The organism is Embleya sp. NPDC127516 (assembly GCF_044765325.1).
Taxonomy (GTDB): Bacteria; Actinomycetota; Actinomycetes; order Streptomycetales; family Streptomycetaceae; genus Embleya.
This window is the reverse complement of the sequence record NZ_JBIWJT010000008.1, coordinates 103,609-118,075: the sequence shown is the minus strand read 5'-3', so window position 1 is coordinate 118,075 and position 14,467 is coordinate 103,609. Positions and strand designations below refer to the sequence as shown.

The 14,467-nt window shown below is 73.2% G+C and carries 9 protein-coding genes; 3 read left to right on the top strand and 6 right to left on the bottom strand.

Annotated features, from left to right (window positions below; all coding sequences use genetic code 11):
- Positions 1-3,556 (bottom strand): hypothetical protein (locus ACIRL2_RS17405; RefSeq protein WP_402232958.1); only part of this gene is annotated, 3,556 nt, incomplete at its 3' end.
- A gap of 237 nt (positions 3,557-3,793) precedes the next feature.
- On the opposite strand from ACIRL2_RS17405, the gene ACIRL2_RS17400 reads away from it, so the two are divergent.
- Positions 3,794-4,633 (top strand): hypothetical protein, encoded by an 840-nt coding sequence (locus ACIRL2_RS17400; protein ID WP_395863892.1) that lies wholly within the window; start codon positions 3,794-3,796, stop codon positions 4,631-4,633.
- A 116-nt stretch (positions 4,634-4,749) separates the two neighbouring features.
- Positions 4,750-5,052: a hypothetical protein gene (locus tag ACIRL2_RS17395; RefSeq protein WP_395863894.1), complete on the top strand. Its 303-nt coding sequence runs from the start codon at positions 4,750-4,752 to the stop codon at positions 5,050-5,052.
- Between the two features lie 85 nt (positions 5,053-5,137).
- On the opposite strand, the gene ACIRL2_RS17390 is transcribed toward ACIRL2_RS17395, so the two are convergent.
- The 4 genes from ACIRL2_RS17390 to ACIRL2_RS17375 form a co-directional block, all read right to left on the bottom strand.
- A complete protein-coding gene (locus tag ACIRL2_RS17390) occupies positions 5,138-9,808 on the bottom strand; it encodes an FtsK/SpoIIIE domain-containing protein (protein ID WP_402232954.1) in 4,671 nt (1,556 codons plus the stop codon).
- 218 nt (positions 9,809-10,026) lie between these two features.
- Complete coding sequence (locus ACIRL2_RS17385; RefSeq protein ID WP_402232951.1) at positions 10,027-11,235, bottom strand: hypothetical protein; 1,209 nt, start codon at positions 11,233-11,235, stop codon at positions 10,027-10,029.
- A complete protein-coding gene (locus ACIRL2_RS17380; protein ID WP_395863900.1) occupies positions 11,232-11,759 on the bottom strand; it encodes a sigma-70 family RNA polymerase sigma factor in 528 nt (175 codons plus the stop codon). The genes ACIRL2_RS17385 and ACIRL2_RS17380 overlap by 4 nt, the downstream gene beginning before the upstream one ends.
- A 312-nt stretch (positions 11,760-12,071) precedes the next feature.
- Positions 12,072-12,500: a winged helix-turn-helix transcriptional regulator gene (locus ACIRL2_RS17375; protein ID WP_395863902.1), complete on the bottom strand. Its 429-nt coding sequence runs from the start codon at positions 12,498-12,500 to the stop codon at positions 12,072-12,074.
- A 128-nt stretch (positions 12,501-12,628) separates the two neighbouring features.
- Between ACIRL2_RS17375 and ACIRL2_RS17370 the strand changes: the two genes are divergently transcribed.
- On the top strand, positions 12,629-13,558 hold the full coding sequence (locus ACIRL2_RS17370) for an NADP-dependent oxidoreductase (RefSeq protein WP_395863904.1): 930 nt from the start codon (positions 12,629-12,631) through the stop codon (positions 13,556-13,558).
- A gap of 129 nt (positions 13,559-13,687) precedes the next feature.
- Here the strand turns inward: ACIRL2_RS17370 and ACIRL2_RS17365 are convergent, their stop codons facing one another.
- Positions 13,688-14,308 carry a TetR/AcrR family transcriptional regulator gene (locus ACIRL2_RS17365; protein ID WP_395863906.1) on the bottom strand — a complete coding sequence of 207 codons (621 nt, stop codon included), beginning with the start codon at positions 14,306-14,308 and terminating at the stop codon, positions 13,688-13,690.
- Between the last annotated feature and the right edge of the window lie 159 nt (positions 14,309-14,467).

Here is a 14,467-nt window from a genome sequence, read left to right as displayed (position 1 = left end):
CGAGGTCGGTGAGGGTGGGTCGGCCGTTGCCGTGGTCGACGACGAAGTGGGTGTCGTTGCCGCCGAGTCGGGTGCTGTGCTCGATGGAGCCGTCACGGCTGTAGCGGGTCGAGGTGTTGCCGCTCGTGTCGGTGACGCGCAGGCCGTTGCCGTGGTCGACCGAGGTGAGGGTGTGGTCGGGGATCGGCCGGCCGTGGACGTCGGTCAGGCGGAGGTTCTCGGTGCCGTTCTCGACCAGGAAGTGTGCTCCGCGCGGGCCGTCGAGCGCCGTTCCGCTCTCGACCAGGACCCCGCGGGCGTTGTAACGGGCGGTCCCACCGGTCGTCGTGTCGGTGACCCGGAAGCCGTGGCCGTCGACGCCGGTGACGGCGTGGTCCGGGAAGGGCCTGCCGAGGACGTCGGTGAGCCTGTGGGTGGTGCCGTCGGTGACCACGAAGCGCGGGTTGCCGGGACCGGCCAGTGCCGTGCCCCGATCCAGGACGCTGCCGTCCACCCGGTAGCGGGTACTGGAGCCGGTGGTCGGATCGGTGACCCGGAAGCCGTGTGCGTCGGAGGTGACCAGCGACTCGGTGACGCGCGTGCCACGGGTGTCGACGAGCGTGTGGGTTGTCGGTCCCGAGCCGTGATACTCCGTGAGCAGCGTCAGACCCGAGGGTTGACCACGCAACGGCACATGCGTGGTGAGCGGTTCACCCGCCGGTCCGAACCCGTGCACGGTGCCGTCCGGGTGGCGGACGGCGAAGCCCGAACTCCCGCGCACCTCCAGGACCGGCCCGGTGCCGGGTGGACCACCGTCCGCGCCCACCAGGGAGTGCCGTGGGTTGCCGGCCTCGTCGAACCCGGTGCGAATGGACAGGCCGTCCAGGCCGTTCGTACCTGGGCCGACGTGCAGCGGGATGTCCGGGGTCGGCTGCGCGAGGCCGCCCGCGACCGGCGTGGTCGGGGTGTGCGAGACGCCGGTGGCCGAGGTCGTCGGCAGGTCACCCATGCCGTTGTGCGGGCCGTACGGGTTGCCGCCGACCAGCCGCGGGCGCTCCAGCAGGCTCTGCGCCTGGACCTGGGCGATGCCCTTGTCGACCCGGGCCGGATCCACGCCGAGTCGGTCCAGGCGGGTGAGCGCGGTCTCCACCTTGGTCGAGGCGTGATCCACCGCGAGCCGCGCGTCCCGCTCGAACGCGGACGGTTTGGATCCGCCGCCGGGGCGGATCTCCAGATCGTGCAACACCTGCTGGGCCCGGCCCAGTTCGTTGCGCGCCGAGGCCAGGTCGCGCCAGGCCTCGACGCGGCTCGTGCGCAGCGGGTCGTCGGCGGCGCCGAACAGCGCGCCGATGCGATCCGCGTCCCGCTGCCACAACTGCTCCAACCGGCCCGGGGCGAGCCGGTTGCCCGGGCCGACCAGGCCCGCGCCGGGCGGCGGCGGAGCCGGCGCGACCGCGAGTGGGCTCGACGTCGGCGGCCCGGAGACCGGCCGGCCGGCCGAGCCCGGGGCGTGCGGTGGCGGCGGCGCGCCGGCGTTGGCGGGGGAGTCCAGGACGCGGATCGGCGTGCTCGGACCGTGGTCCAGCAGGTTCAGCGCACTCCCGACGTGGTCCGGCATCGGCGCGGTCGGCTGCGGGCCGCCCGCGAGCGTGGCCGGGGACGGCGTGGACACTCCGCTCGTCGCGCCGAACTCGACCGGCTTGAGCTGTACCTGCGGGTGTACCCCGGGTGCGGTCAGGCCGTGGCCTCCGGTCAGGCCCGGGTTGGTCAGCGCCGGTCCGTTCAGGGTCGGGGTGGTCAGGTTCGGGTTGGCCAGGTGCCCGACGCCGGTGGTGGTGCCGCCCGGACCGCCGCCGGTGAGCAGGGACGGCGTGTTCGGGCGGTGGGTGGCGCCGTTCTGGACCAGGTCGAGCGCGGACAGCGAGGTGAGCGACGGGGTGTGCGTGACGGCGGGCAGCGTGCCCGGGGTGGGCAGCGCGTGTACGGCGCCGGCGGCGGCGTTGGTCGGGGCGAGTTGGCCGATCGAGCCGACCCCGGTCAGCTCCATCCGGCCGCTTCCCGCCGGCGTCGGCAGCTTGGCCCAGTCGCCGATCTGCACCATCCGCAGGTCGCGCGCCCCGATGTCCAGGAGCGCGTCCATCCTGCGCACCGCGTCCGGCGCGAACTGCATCACCTCGCCGAACGAGGTGGGGATGTGCAACCCGCCCGGGGAGGTCACGGTCAGGTTCGTCGGCGGCGCCAGGCTCTTCAGGTTGATCCCGCCCGGGCCGGGACCTGCCCAGTCGCCGATCCGGATCCGGGCCAGATCGGCCACCGGCATGTCGGTCAAGGCGTTCACGCCGTGCAGCGGCGGCGTCGGGATCTGGCTCAGGCCACGCCCGCCCGCGCTCAGCAGTGGCGCGCCGTAGCGGAACTTGCCGAGCACACCGCGCTCGTAGAAGCCGATCTGCAGCGCGCGCTTGAGCCCGAACCTGCTGATCTCGGCCGCGTCCACCGGCAGGATCAGTCGCAGCCACTTGGTGCCGCCCAACTGGTTCTTGGCGAACGTCCAGGTGCTGCCCGCGAATCCCTTGAGCGCGCCGGGGATGCCGCGGAACAGGGCCGGGATCGCCTTGAAGCCGTTGACCACGGCCAGGCCGCCCTTGCCGAGCGTGGAGCGGATCCAGGAGGGCATCTTCAGCGCCGCCGCGCCGACCCACAGGCCGCCGACCTTGATCCAGTTGCCCGCGAGTCGGGCGAAGTCCTTGATCGCCGGGATGAACGCGAACGAGCGGAACGCGCCCGCGTTGAAGGTGCCCTTGACGAACTTCCACGCGGACTGGCCGAATTTGGCGAAGCCGTTCCAGACGAACTTCGCGCCGTCCTTGAACAGCTTGAGCAGGTTGATGCCCTTGGTGGTCGGCGCGATCATCCCCAGACCGGACAGGAACAGGTCCAGCAGGCCGGCCTTGCCCTGCGAGAAGTCCACCGCGGTCTTGACGAACAGGACCAGGTTCACCCCGATCGCCAGCAGCGCGAGCGGTCCGCCGAGCAGCAGCGCGGGCAGGATCAGCAGGATCGCCAGCCAGTTGAAGGCCTCCCAGAACAACTCGCAGTCGGTCACCGGCTGCTTGATGCCGGCCGCCGCGGTGTTGACCACCTTCGCGGTGGTCTGGGCCTGGGTGCGCTGGGCCGTGCCCGCGTCGCGCGCGGTCGTACCGTACTGGGCGCGGTTGGGATCCTCGGCGGTCAGGCCGCGGCCGTTGGCCAGCGCGGTGTCGGCGATCCGCTGCTGGGTCTCCATCACGTCGACGTAGGTGCGCATCGACTTGGCCGAGTTCTCGAACGCGTCGGCGATGCTCTGCACGAACTCACGCAACGGGCCGCTGATCCGGTCCCGCAGGGCGTCCGCCGTCTGCCCGACGAAGGCGCCCTTCCCGGTCTTGTCCAGGACCGAGTTCAGGCCCGAGTCGATCTCGCGGGCGACGCGTCCCAGGCTGTCCATCGAGTCGACCAGCGCGCGCAGTCGGACGGGGTCACCCGGGGTCGGATCGGTACTCAATCCGATCGCGTTCCAGTCGGTGGGGCGATTGCCCATGACCCGTCGTCTCCTCGCCGTGCTCGCCGGACCTCGCCCGGACCACGCCCGAGCCGGTCGGTTGGTTCATCGGCCAACGGGATCGACCGCGCGGGCGCGCTCACCCGCCCGCGAGCGACCGGCTTCGATCGGTTCGCGCGCACTTTCCCGACCGGGCGATGAACCGCGCACCCGACCCGGGCGTGGTCACGGCGACGGATCCGGTCGGTGGATCCGCGATGCCCGACGGGAGCGGACGTGGTCGACTTCGCGCTGGATTACAGCACGCTGAGCGAGGCCAAGAAGGACCTGTACGAGCTCGCCGACCGGATCTCGCCCACGCTCAAGTCCAGCGACTTCGCAACCCTGGGCAACGGTGGATACACCGAGGCCCAGGCGGTGTTCGGCGACCCGACGCTGGCCGCGTCGTTCCGCTCGCTGTACCGGTTGTCCAAGGGCCCGATGACCCGCGCCGAGGACCTGCTGAAGAAGCTCGGCGACTGCTTCGGCAAGGTCGGCGACGCGTTCTTCACCGCCGACGCGCAGATCACCGAGGGCCTGGGCGTGATGGGCGCGACGATGGGCCTGGAGGAGTGGCGGAACAAGGTCAGCGCCTGGAAATACAAGCAGGAGCACCTCGCGGAGTGCGCCAAGCCCGGCCCCGACGGCACGTTTCCCGAGTTCTGCAAGGCCACCGACCCCGGTGACAAGCCGCCTCTGGACCAGGTGATCACCACGCCGAACGGCGGACGGATCGAGACCCACCTGACCCTGGACGCGAACGGGAACGTGATCAAGGAGGAGACCAAGGTCACCTCGAACGGCCAGACCTACACGTCGGTCACCACGTACGACGCGGACCGGCTGAACTACACGACCGTGTCCACCGCGCCCGACGGCGGCGTGACCACCACCGAGACGCACCTGAACAAGGACGGCGGCGGCACCCAGAAGGTGGTCGACTCCGAGGGCAAGACGCACATCTACACGCGGGTCGACGGCAAGCACGAGTGGAAGGACGTCACTCCCGCGCCGCCGGAGAAGCCCGTACCCGGCGGTGGCGCCGGCGGTGGTGGTCGCGGTCCCCGACGCGACTGAGTCCACCCGACCCCGGCTTCCCCGAGAGCCCCCGCCTGCCCGACCGCCTGCCCTACCCCCGTATCACCCGGTTCGCCGCACCCCCGCGGTGAGCCCGATCTCCCCTGGAGGAACCCATGGCCGCCGATATCGCGCTCGATTTCGCTCGGATCGACGAGGTCGCCGGAAAGCTCAAGACGGCGCGCGAGAACATCACCCCGATGATCAAGACCCTGCTCACCGACGTGAACGGCCTGCTCGACAACGGCATGGTCTTCAAGGAGTCGAGCCCGGCCATGCGCGACGCGTACGCGAAGTTCGACACGAGCCTGACCGCGGCCATCGACGGCATCCAGATCTTCTCCGACATGTTCGCCAAGATCAGGACGCAGATGCACGAGATGGACGTGGAGATGGCGAAGAACCTGAAGAAGAACTGAGCCTGCCGCGACAAGACTCGGGCCGCGTTCCCCGGTGGGGGACGCGGCCCGAACTCGTTCGCCCGGTGGACTTCCTCGCCGCGCGCTAACCGGCCGCGGGCCGCAGTACCGTCAGCGGCACCTGTACCGCCATCGGCGCGTTGCCCGGGCCCGCGGTCCATGCCCGGCCGGGGCCGGACGGCGCCGCGCGCACCACGTTCGTGGGCAGCCGGATGCCGACCATGTCGCCTTCCTGGAGGTTCTTCGGTGCGAGCAGGAGCCCGTTGCGGCTGCCGCGGCGGGCCGCGCTGAGCCAACTGCCCATCGCCACCTGCAAGGCGTCGTAGGAGCCCGCGTACAGCAGACCCTGGCCGCGGTCGCGACCGGCGATCGCCAGGTCGCGCAGGACCCGGTCGGCGGCGGGCATCCCGAGCAGGTCGGCGTCGTCGACGACGACCACGCGCGGGCCGGACAACTCCGCCAGGGCGCGCTCGACGTCCTCGGCGGGCGGATCCTCGTCGGTCAGCAGCCGTACCTGCGGGTGTTGCCCCAGCGCGCGCAGCGGCGACTCGCGCGGGGTGAGCACGACCAGGGACGTACCGCCCGCGAGCAACGACACCGCGAGCGAGGCCAGGGCCGTGCTGCGCCCGGTGCCGGAGGGCCCGATCACGCAGAATACAGACTTGGTCGTGAAGTCCACCCCGATCGGCTCGGCACTGTCGCCGCCGATGCCCAGCAGGCCCCACATCGGGCGCCGGCACTCGGCCGGCACCTGCTCGTACGCGGTGGCGAACTCGACCACGCGCGGCAGCGTCGGGATCCGCACCGGCATCCGCACCCGCGGCACACCGGCGTCGCGGGCGGTCGCCTCGGCGCCGATCCGGCGCAGCGCCTCGGCCTGTTCCTGCCCGCTCGGATCGGCCGCGAGCAGCGCGATCTGCGACTCCGTCTGCGACAACGCGTGCCAGCCCCGACCGGGCGGGATCACCGCGGGCACCTTGCGCACCGGCATGCCGACCATCTGGTAGTCGGTGCGGTCGACCTGGCGCAACAACAACTTGTGGTCGTTGTGCGCGGCCAACCGGCCGCTGAGCAGCCCGCGTTCGGAGGTCGCCACGATGTGGATCCCGGCCGCGGCGCCCTCGCGCAGCAGACGCATCACGTCGTCCACGAGCCGGCCGCCGTCGTGGTCGTCGAGCAGCCCGACCAGCGCGTCCCACCCGTCCAGCAATACCAGGATGTGCGCGGGACGCTCGGCCGCCGGGAGCAGTCGGCGCAACTCCACCAGGCCGGCCGCGTTGTGCGAACTGCACAACTCCTGGCGCTCGGTCAGGTCGCGGACCAGCCGGTTCAGCAGCCGGCCCAGCCGTTCCATGTCGTGTCGCGACACCACCGCGCCGCAGTGCGGCAGGGCCTCCAGCGCGGCCAGTCCGCCGCCGCCCGCGTCGATGCCGTACAGGTGCACGTCGGTGCAACTCGTGCCGGCCGCCGCGGCACCGGCGATCGTGCGCAGCACCTGAGTGCGGCCCGAGCGCGGCGAGCCGATCACGTACAAGTGGCCGAACGTGGACAGGTCGACGGTGGTGACCCGCTGCTCCTGGAGTTGCGGGACGTCCTCCAGCGCGTAGGGGATGGGCGGCGGGGAGGAGGCGTGCGCGTCGGCGTCGGCCCGCTCCACGTCGGGCAGGTCGCCCAGCAACACCCGTTCGGCGAGCGCGGGCAACCACGGGCTGGGCTGGCGGGTGTAGTCCGGCAGCGCCTCGGCCGCCTCGCGCAGCGCCAGGACCAGTGCGTTGAGGTCGGTGGGGTTGGGCGCGTCCACGGTGTCCGGGCCCTCGTCGGGCGTGGGCAGCGACGCGGGGCGGCCCAGGCCGGTCAGAGTCAGTTCGGTGGCCCGGACCGAGCGGGTCGCGCCCTCCTTGCGGGCGACACCGGGTACCGGTCGTTCCGCGCCCACCCACGCGGCCTGGAACGGGACGGCCGCGTTCGGGCCGGTGCGAATCAGTGCCCGCCCCGGGGTCGAGGCGGAGATGTGCACGGCCTCGGCGGTGTCGATGATGTCCTGGCTCTCGCCGCCGTCGGTCACCCGCAGGGCGATCCGCAGGTTGGTGTTCGCCCGGATGTCGCCGGTGACCACGCCGGCCGGCCGCTGGGTGGCCAGTACCAGGTGGATGCCCAGCGAGCGACCGCGCTGGGCGATGTTGATCAAACCGGCGACGAAGTCCGGTACTTCGCGCACCAGCGTGGCGAACTCGTCGATCACCAGGATCAGTCGGGGCAGCGGCGCCAGGCCGGGATCGGCGGCCCGCTTGCCCCGGTACTCGGGATGGTCCTTGGCGCCGACGTTCGCCAGCAGGTGTTCGCGACGCCGCAGTTCCGCGCCGAGCGAGTCGAGCGCCCGGGCGGCCAGGTGCTCGTCCAGGTCGGTGACCATGCCCAGGGTGTGCGGGAGTTCGGCACACTCGCTGAACGCGCTGCCGCCCTTGTAGTCGACCAGGACGAAGGTCAGCTCGTCCGGGCGGTTGGCCACCGCGAGTGCCGCGACGAAGCTCTGCAACAACTCGGACTTGCCCGAGCCGGTGGTGCCGGCGATCAGGCCGTGCGGACCGTCGCGGACCAGATCGATCCGCAGCGGGCCGTCGTACCCGGCGCCCAGGACGAAGGTGGTCGAGGCCGGACGCCGGGCCCAACGGGCCAGGATCTGTTCGGCCTTCGGCGGTTCCACGTCGAGCAGGTCGAGCAGCTTGACGGTCTGCGGCAGGCCGCTGTCGTGCTCGGGGCTGACGTCGCGCAGCGGCGCGAGCGAGCGGGCCACCTGTTCGCACCACGGCGCGTCCACGTGATCGGCCCGCACGTCCGCGACATCCGGCAGTCCGGTCTGGCGGACCGTCAGGTGCCGGCCCGCGGCCAGTACGACGGCCGTGCACTCCTCGGGCAGCAGCCGCTCGCGTTCGTCCAGACACACGCTGAACACGCGGGTGGCGGGACCTTCGGTGAGCACCTGGACCATGCCCGGCACCTCGCGCAACTGCCGGGCGCCGTCGGCGATCACCAGGATGTCGGGGCCGCTGAACATGGCCTGGCCCATCGACGAGCCCAGGCTGCGCCGGCGGCTCTGGATCTGTGCGACCAGTTCGGAGATCCGGTTCGCGGTGGACTCCGGGTCGGTGCCGAGCAGTACCACGGGCGCGGCCGAGCGGGACTGCGGGCGCAGATGCGGCAACCAGCGCACCCAGGCCCAGTCGGCGATCCGGTCCGGGGCGGTGAGCACTACGACACGCAGGTCGCGCGGGCTGTGCAGGACGGCGGCCTGGACCACCAGCCAACGGGCCAACGCCTGGACCGGCTCGGTCGGGCCGGCCACGCCGAGCACGCCGTGGTCGGCGATCTCGATGCCGATCGGGGTGTCGGGCAGGGTCCACCGGGCGACGCGGTGGTGTTCGTCCCGGGCCGGGTCCTCGACCTCCTTGACCGAGGGCTGGTCGACCGTGCCGATGCGCAGCACCAGGTGGTCGGGATCGCGCCGGCGCCGTTCCCACAACCGGGCGCCCGGGCCGGTCGCGATCAGCGCGACAGCGGCCGGGTCCGGACCCACCTCGCCGCGCACGATGCGCTCGCGCCGTACGGCGGTCCGGATGTCGTCGTGCAGCACGCGCAACCGGCGCCGGTAGTGGACCCCGTCGAGCTGGTGCTTGACCCGGTTGCCGCGGCGACCGGAGATCCAGTTCGCGATCGCCATGAACGGGCTCATGATGCAGAAGATGAGATAGAAGTACGAATGGAAGAACCAGACCATCGCCAGGCCCATCACCAGCGGGGCGATCATCACCAGCAGCGGGAACGGCAGCCGGTTCGGCTCCACCGGCGGCGTGGGCAGCCGCATCTTCTCCGCGTCCAGGTGCGGGGCGATCCGGGGCGGCCGGTTGTAGTCCAGCCCGATGCCGTCCTCGGAGGGAGTGACGTCGGCGTCCGGTTCGACCGGCCGGGACAACCGGAGCAGCGACGGGCCCACGACCAGATCGGCGTTGGGTGTCCAGTCGGTGCCCGGCGGCGCGGGGGCCCGAAGCACCGGTCCCTCGGGCGGGGCGATCCTGGCGCTCTCCCGCTCGACCTTGAGGTCCGCCTCGCGCTCGTCCTCGAGGATGCGTTCCTCGTGCTTGCGAGGCAGCGCCGCGGCGGCGGTGATCGCGTCCGTGGGCGGTGGCGCGACCTCGCGGCCGTGCACGGTGCCGTCGTCGGGGACGGTGCGGTGCCAGTACGCGCTGCCGTCCGGACAGACCGTGACCCACAAACCGCGAGGCGGTACGCCTGCCACCGGCAGCCGGATCGCGCATCCCTCGTCCGCGCCGATCTCGTGGCTGCCCGGACCCAGCGGCCAGACCCGGCCGGTGAACGGCCCGGACACCGCGTGTACCTCGACCAGGGTCTGCGGGTCCCGGGGATGGCGGGGGGCGTGCACGAGGTCGGGCTCGGCGGCCGGCGCGCCCAGGCCCAGCACGGTGGCCTCGCGGATTCCGGAGACGGTGAGCGGTGCCTGCGGGTCGATCGGGTCGGTGCCGAGGTAGAGGGTCTGCCCGGCCGTCGGCGCGGCGCCGTCCAGGAACGCGCCCAGGTCGGCGGCCGGCGCGGCGCCGTCCGCCGTGGGAGTCGCGGAGGGAGCGGCCTGGCGGCGCACCGCGATCGCGAGGTCCGCCACGATGCTCCCGGGTGGGAGGTCCACGAGGTGGTCGCGGCGCAGGCCGTCCTCGGCGTCCACGGTGGTGACGGTGAGTCTCACGTTGGCGTGCTCCTGGGAGTGGGCGGCGGGTTCGGGCCGAAGTACGGCCTGGGGCGGGAAGCGAGCGAACGCCGGACGGGCCGACCCACGAGGGTCGGGCCGTCCGGCGCGGTGAAGGCGGGGTGACGCGTCGGTGCGCGTCGCCACGAGTTTCTACGCGTTCTTTACGTGTCCGCGCGTCGTGCGGGTCCTGCGCGCAGTGCGCGTCGTGCGCGTCCCTACGCGTCGACGGAGACGCCGCTCGGCTTGTCGGTGTCGGCGGGCTCGTCGAGGTCGTCGTGCGGGACCGACGGGGTCGAGGGCGGGGCCATAGACGAGGCCGGGATCGGCGAGGCCGGCTCGGCTGTCGCGCCCGGGGCCGAGACCGGGACCGTCGGGGCAGGCGCCGGGTTCCTCACCGGGTCCAGGGCCGAGTCCAGGTCCCGGTCCGGATCCAGCCCCAGGTCCGGGTCCGCGGCGATCGGCGCCCGGCGTGCCGCGTCCTCGGTGGGCCACGGCGGCAGTTGCCACACCGCCGCGGCCACGGCCCGCGGCAACGGCCGCGCGTCGACCCGCAGCGGGGTGCCGTGCACGAGCAGCGCACCGGTCGGCGACACGGCCAACAGCCGGGCGTGGCCCCGCGGTCGACCCAGGGTCAGCACCGACACCGGGGAGGCGCTCGGCACGTCCGGCGTGTCCGCGCACACCACGACCTGCGGATGCCGGCGGGTCGCGGCGGCGGTGGTCGCGCGGGCGAACGCCTCGGCGGGGGTCGGTCCCGCGTGTCGGGCGTGCACCCCTTCCGCGACGGTGACCGCGCCTGCCGGCAGCCGGGCGTCGAGCTGGGCGGCGAGGGCCTGCAACGTGGCCCGCGTGCCGCGCCGTTCACCGGACACCGCGAGCACCCGCGGGCCGGTCAGCAGGTCGAGGAAGACCACCGCGTCCCGGCGGATGCCGACCGCGACCAGGAGCGGCGCCGGACCCGGGCCGGCCTCCAGGTCGGCCCGAGCGATCCACCACAGCCGGGGGTCCAGTTCGTCCACGGCCCACGGCTCGGCGGGCTCGGGCAGGTCCGGCCCGCAGGCGACCAGCACGCCCACCACGTCGCGCTCCACCAGGGCCGCGTATGGGCGCGCGCTCGCCGACACGGTCGCCGCGAGCTGTAGCGCGTGCTCGGCGTCGGTCCAGGTGCTCGGCCCGCGCAGCGCCCGCACCAGCAGCCGGCGCCGCCGCCGATAGCGGGTGAAAGCGGTGACCGGCTCGGCGAACGCGGCCACGGTCAACGCGATCTCGCGGCGCAACCGGCGGCGGACGAAGCGCCAGCCGCCGCGCCGCATGGCGGCCCAGTGGGCGAGCGCGAACACGAGGACGGCGATCCCGGTGTAGCCGAGCAGGGTCGTCATGTCGTATCCGGCGACCCGCATGGCGAGGTCCTCGGAGCCTGTCATCCGCTCTCCTCGATCGCGGCCGGCTCCCGACGGATGGCCGCGATCCCGTGGTAGGTACGGGACTTGACCGTCCCGCGCGGTATCCCCAGGGCACGCGCGACGTCCGCGCCGCTGCGGTCGAGCAGATGCACCTGGGCGACCGCCTCGCGGTGCGAGGGCGCGAGCGCGCGCAGCGCCCCCACCAGTACGCAACGATCCACCACTGTCGCGGCCGGATCGGGCACCGTGGGCAATCCGACGAACTCGCTGGGATCGATGCCCACCGGCAGCGACCGGTTGCGCCGTCGGGCGTCCACGGCCAGGTTGCGGGCGACCCGGAAGAGCCACATCCGGATCGGTCTGCCGTCCCAGTCCAGGCGGTCCGCCGCCTCCCAGGCCCGTAACAGCGTTTCCTGGACCACGTCTTCGACCGTGTGCAGGTCCGTGCCCAGGATGCCGCTCACGTACCTGCGCAGCGGCGTGCTCTCCGCCATCAGCATTTCGATCCGCCGTTCGCGCTCGTGGGTCTCACGGCCAGGCGACACGACAGGGCTCCTCGAGGGGTTCGGCCGGCGTCCGTTCCGCCGGTCAAGATCACGATATGGAGCCGGAAACACCCTCGGCGGGACTAAAAATGAACAGTCGGCGATGTTCTGGCGGACCGCTGGTGACCCGCCGTCGTGCGACCCGAACACAAGCGCGCTGTGCCTCGGACGTCGGCGAAGTGGCAGGTCACCCCCGTGCGGTGGGGGACGAGGACGCGGGCCCGGGCCGCGCGGCGCGAACGGCCGTCGCGGGCGGGGCCGGTGAGGGCGTGTCGGATCGTGCCCGATGCGGGCGGGGCCGGTGAGGGGCTGTCAGATCGCGCCCGGGGTCCCGCTCGGTGCGAGGTGTTCCGCGTCGTAGCGCTCGCGTGCCCGATCCACCTCGGGGATGTGCTCCTCGGCCCAGGTCTTGATGGCCAGCATCAGCGGCAGCAGGCTCTCGCCCAGCGGGGTGAGCGCGTAGTCGACCCGGACCGGGACCGACGGGGTGACCGTGCGGGTGACCAGGCCGTCGCGTTCGAGGTTGCGCAACGTCTGGGTGAGCATCTTCTGGCTGACCCCGGCCACCCGGCGGGACAGGTCGCTGTACCGCAGCGGGCCGTCCGCCAGCGCGTTGACCAGCAGGCTCACCCATTTGTCGCTGATCCCGTCCAGGAGCCGGCGGGCCGGGCAGTCCGCCATGTAGGCGTCGAACGCGGTGCGGGCCTCGGTGCGGCGCTGGGCCGCGGTACGGGTCGCCATGGCTCTCCTTCGGGTGGCATACGCACTTCGAGGTACGTGCTTTCCATTGGAGAGTAGCTCTTCGTAGGTTTTCGACCGAGGGGCCGGGAGGGCCGGCCCGCAGCCACATGGAACGTGGGAGTGGTGTCATGCGTGCGGTGATCGCCCGAGCCGGATCGCCCGTCGTCGAGGTCGTGGACACACCCGACCGCGAACCGGGACCGGGACAGGTGCGGATCCGGGTCGCGGCGGCGACGGTGAACCCGGTGGATCTGCTGGTGGTGGACGGCGCGCCGGTGCGGTTCGGCCTGGTGGGTGCTCGCGAGGTGTTCGGGCTGGGCTGGGACGTCGCGGGCGAGGTGACCGAGGTCGGCCCGGGGGTCACCGGGTTCGCGATCGGCGACGCGGTGCTCGGGCTGCGCGACCGGCTGGATGTACGGACGGGCGCGCAGGCCGAGTTCGTGGTGCTGGACGCGGAGGCGGTCGGGCCGCTGCCGGCCGGCCTGGATCCGGTGGCGGCGGCGACCATCCCGCTGAACGGGCTGACCGCGTGGCAGGGGCTGGACCTGCTCGACCTGTCCGCCGGGGACACGCTGGTGGTGACCGGTGCGGCGGGCGCGGTCGGCGCCTTCGCGGTCGAACTCGCGGCGGCGCGCGGTGTGCGCGTGGTGGCGGTCGCGGGTGCCGCGGACGAGGACTTCCTCCGCGGCGTCGGGGCCGAGTGGTTCGTCGAGCGCGGTTCCGAACTCGCGGACCGCATCCGGGCGTTGTTGCCCGGGGGCGCGGACGCGGCGCTGGACGCGGCGATGCTCGGGCCGGACGCGCTGGACGCGGTACGCGGCGGCGGGGCGTTCGTCGCGGTCAACGCGGGCGCGGCGCCGCCGGCACTGCGCGGGACCCGGGTGCACCAGGTCTGGATCCGCGCGGACGGCGCGCGGATGGCCGAACTCGCGGCGCTGGCCGACAAGGGCGGGCTGACCCTGCGGGTGGCCCGGACCTTCCCGCTGGCGGACGCGGCCGAGGCGTTCGCCCGACTGGAGGCGGGCGGCCTGCGCGGACGGTTGGTGCTGGTGCCGTAGCCGGGCGGGGGAGGGGCGAGGCGCTCGACTCAGGGCGTGCGGCGTCCTGGCCGGCGGGCACGTGCGCCTCCCACGGTTGCCGGGGCGGCCCGGGGTGGATCGCCTCGTCGAAGGCGGCACGGAGGCGGATCAGGTCGCGTCGGGACCGGCTAGCACAGACCCCAGGTACCCGGCCCACTGTCGTACGATCGCCCGTCGGGTCGCCTCGTCCTCGACGAGCATGTCCCGCACACCCAGGCCGCGAGCGAGGGACAGGGTCGCCTCCACGGCGGCGGGCACCCCGGGGCGGGACACGTCCGCGGCGAGCAGGTCGACCGCCATGTCGTACATCGCGGCGCACAGTCGCCGATCCAGCGGCAACACCTTGACCCGCAGCGCCTCGTCCTGCACGGCGGCGGCCCACAGGTTGAGCGCGGCGCGGTAGAGCGTGCCGCGGAACATCGACACGAGTGCCTCGACCACCGCCTCGGTGTGCTCGGGGCCGGGCGGGATCCGGGCGCCGTCCAGCCGGATCCGGGCGAACAGGTCGGTCACCATGTGGTCGATCGCGGCGGTGAACAGGTCCTCGCGGGTGGGGAAGTGGTGCTGCACGGCGCCCCGGGAGACGCCCGCGCGCTCGGCGACCACGGTGACGGTGCCGCCGAGCCAGCCCAACTCGGCGAGGACCTCGACGGCGGTGTCCAGGAGCCTGGCTCGGGTGACGCGGCTGCGGTGCTGGCGTGGCTCGCGTACGGGTGCGCTGCTGGTCACGGTCGTCAGCCTAGTGCCGCGCCCGGCAACGTATCCCGGCCGCGGGGGCGGGGGGGGGGGGCGCCCCCCCCCCCCCGCCCGGGCCCCAGGGGGGGGGGCGGGGGGTGGGGGTTAAGGGGTGGGGCCGCCGGGGGGAGGGGGGTTTGGTACCGTAAGTGA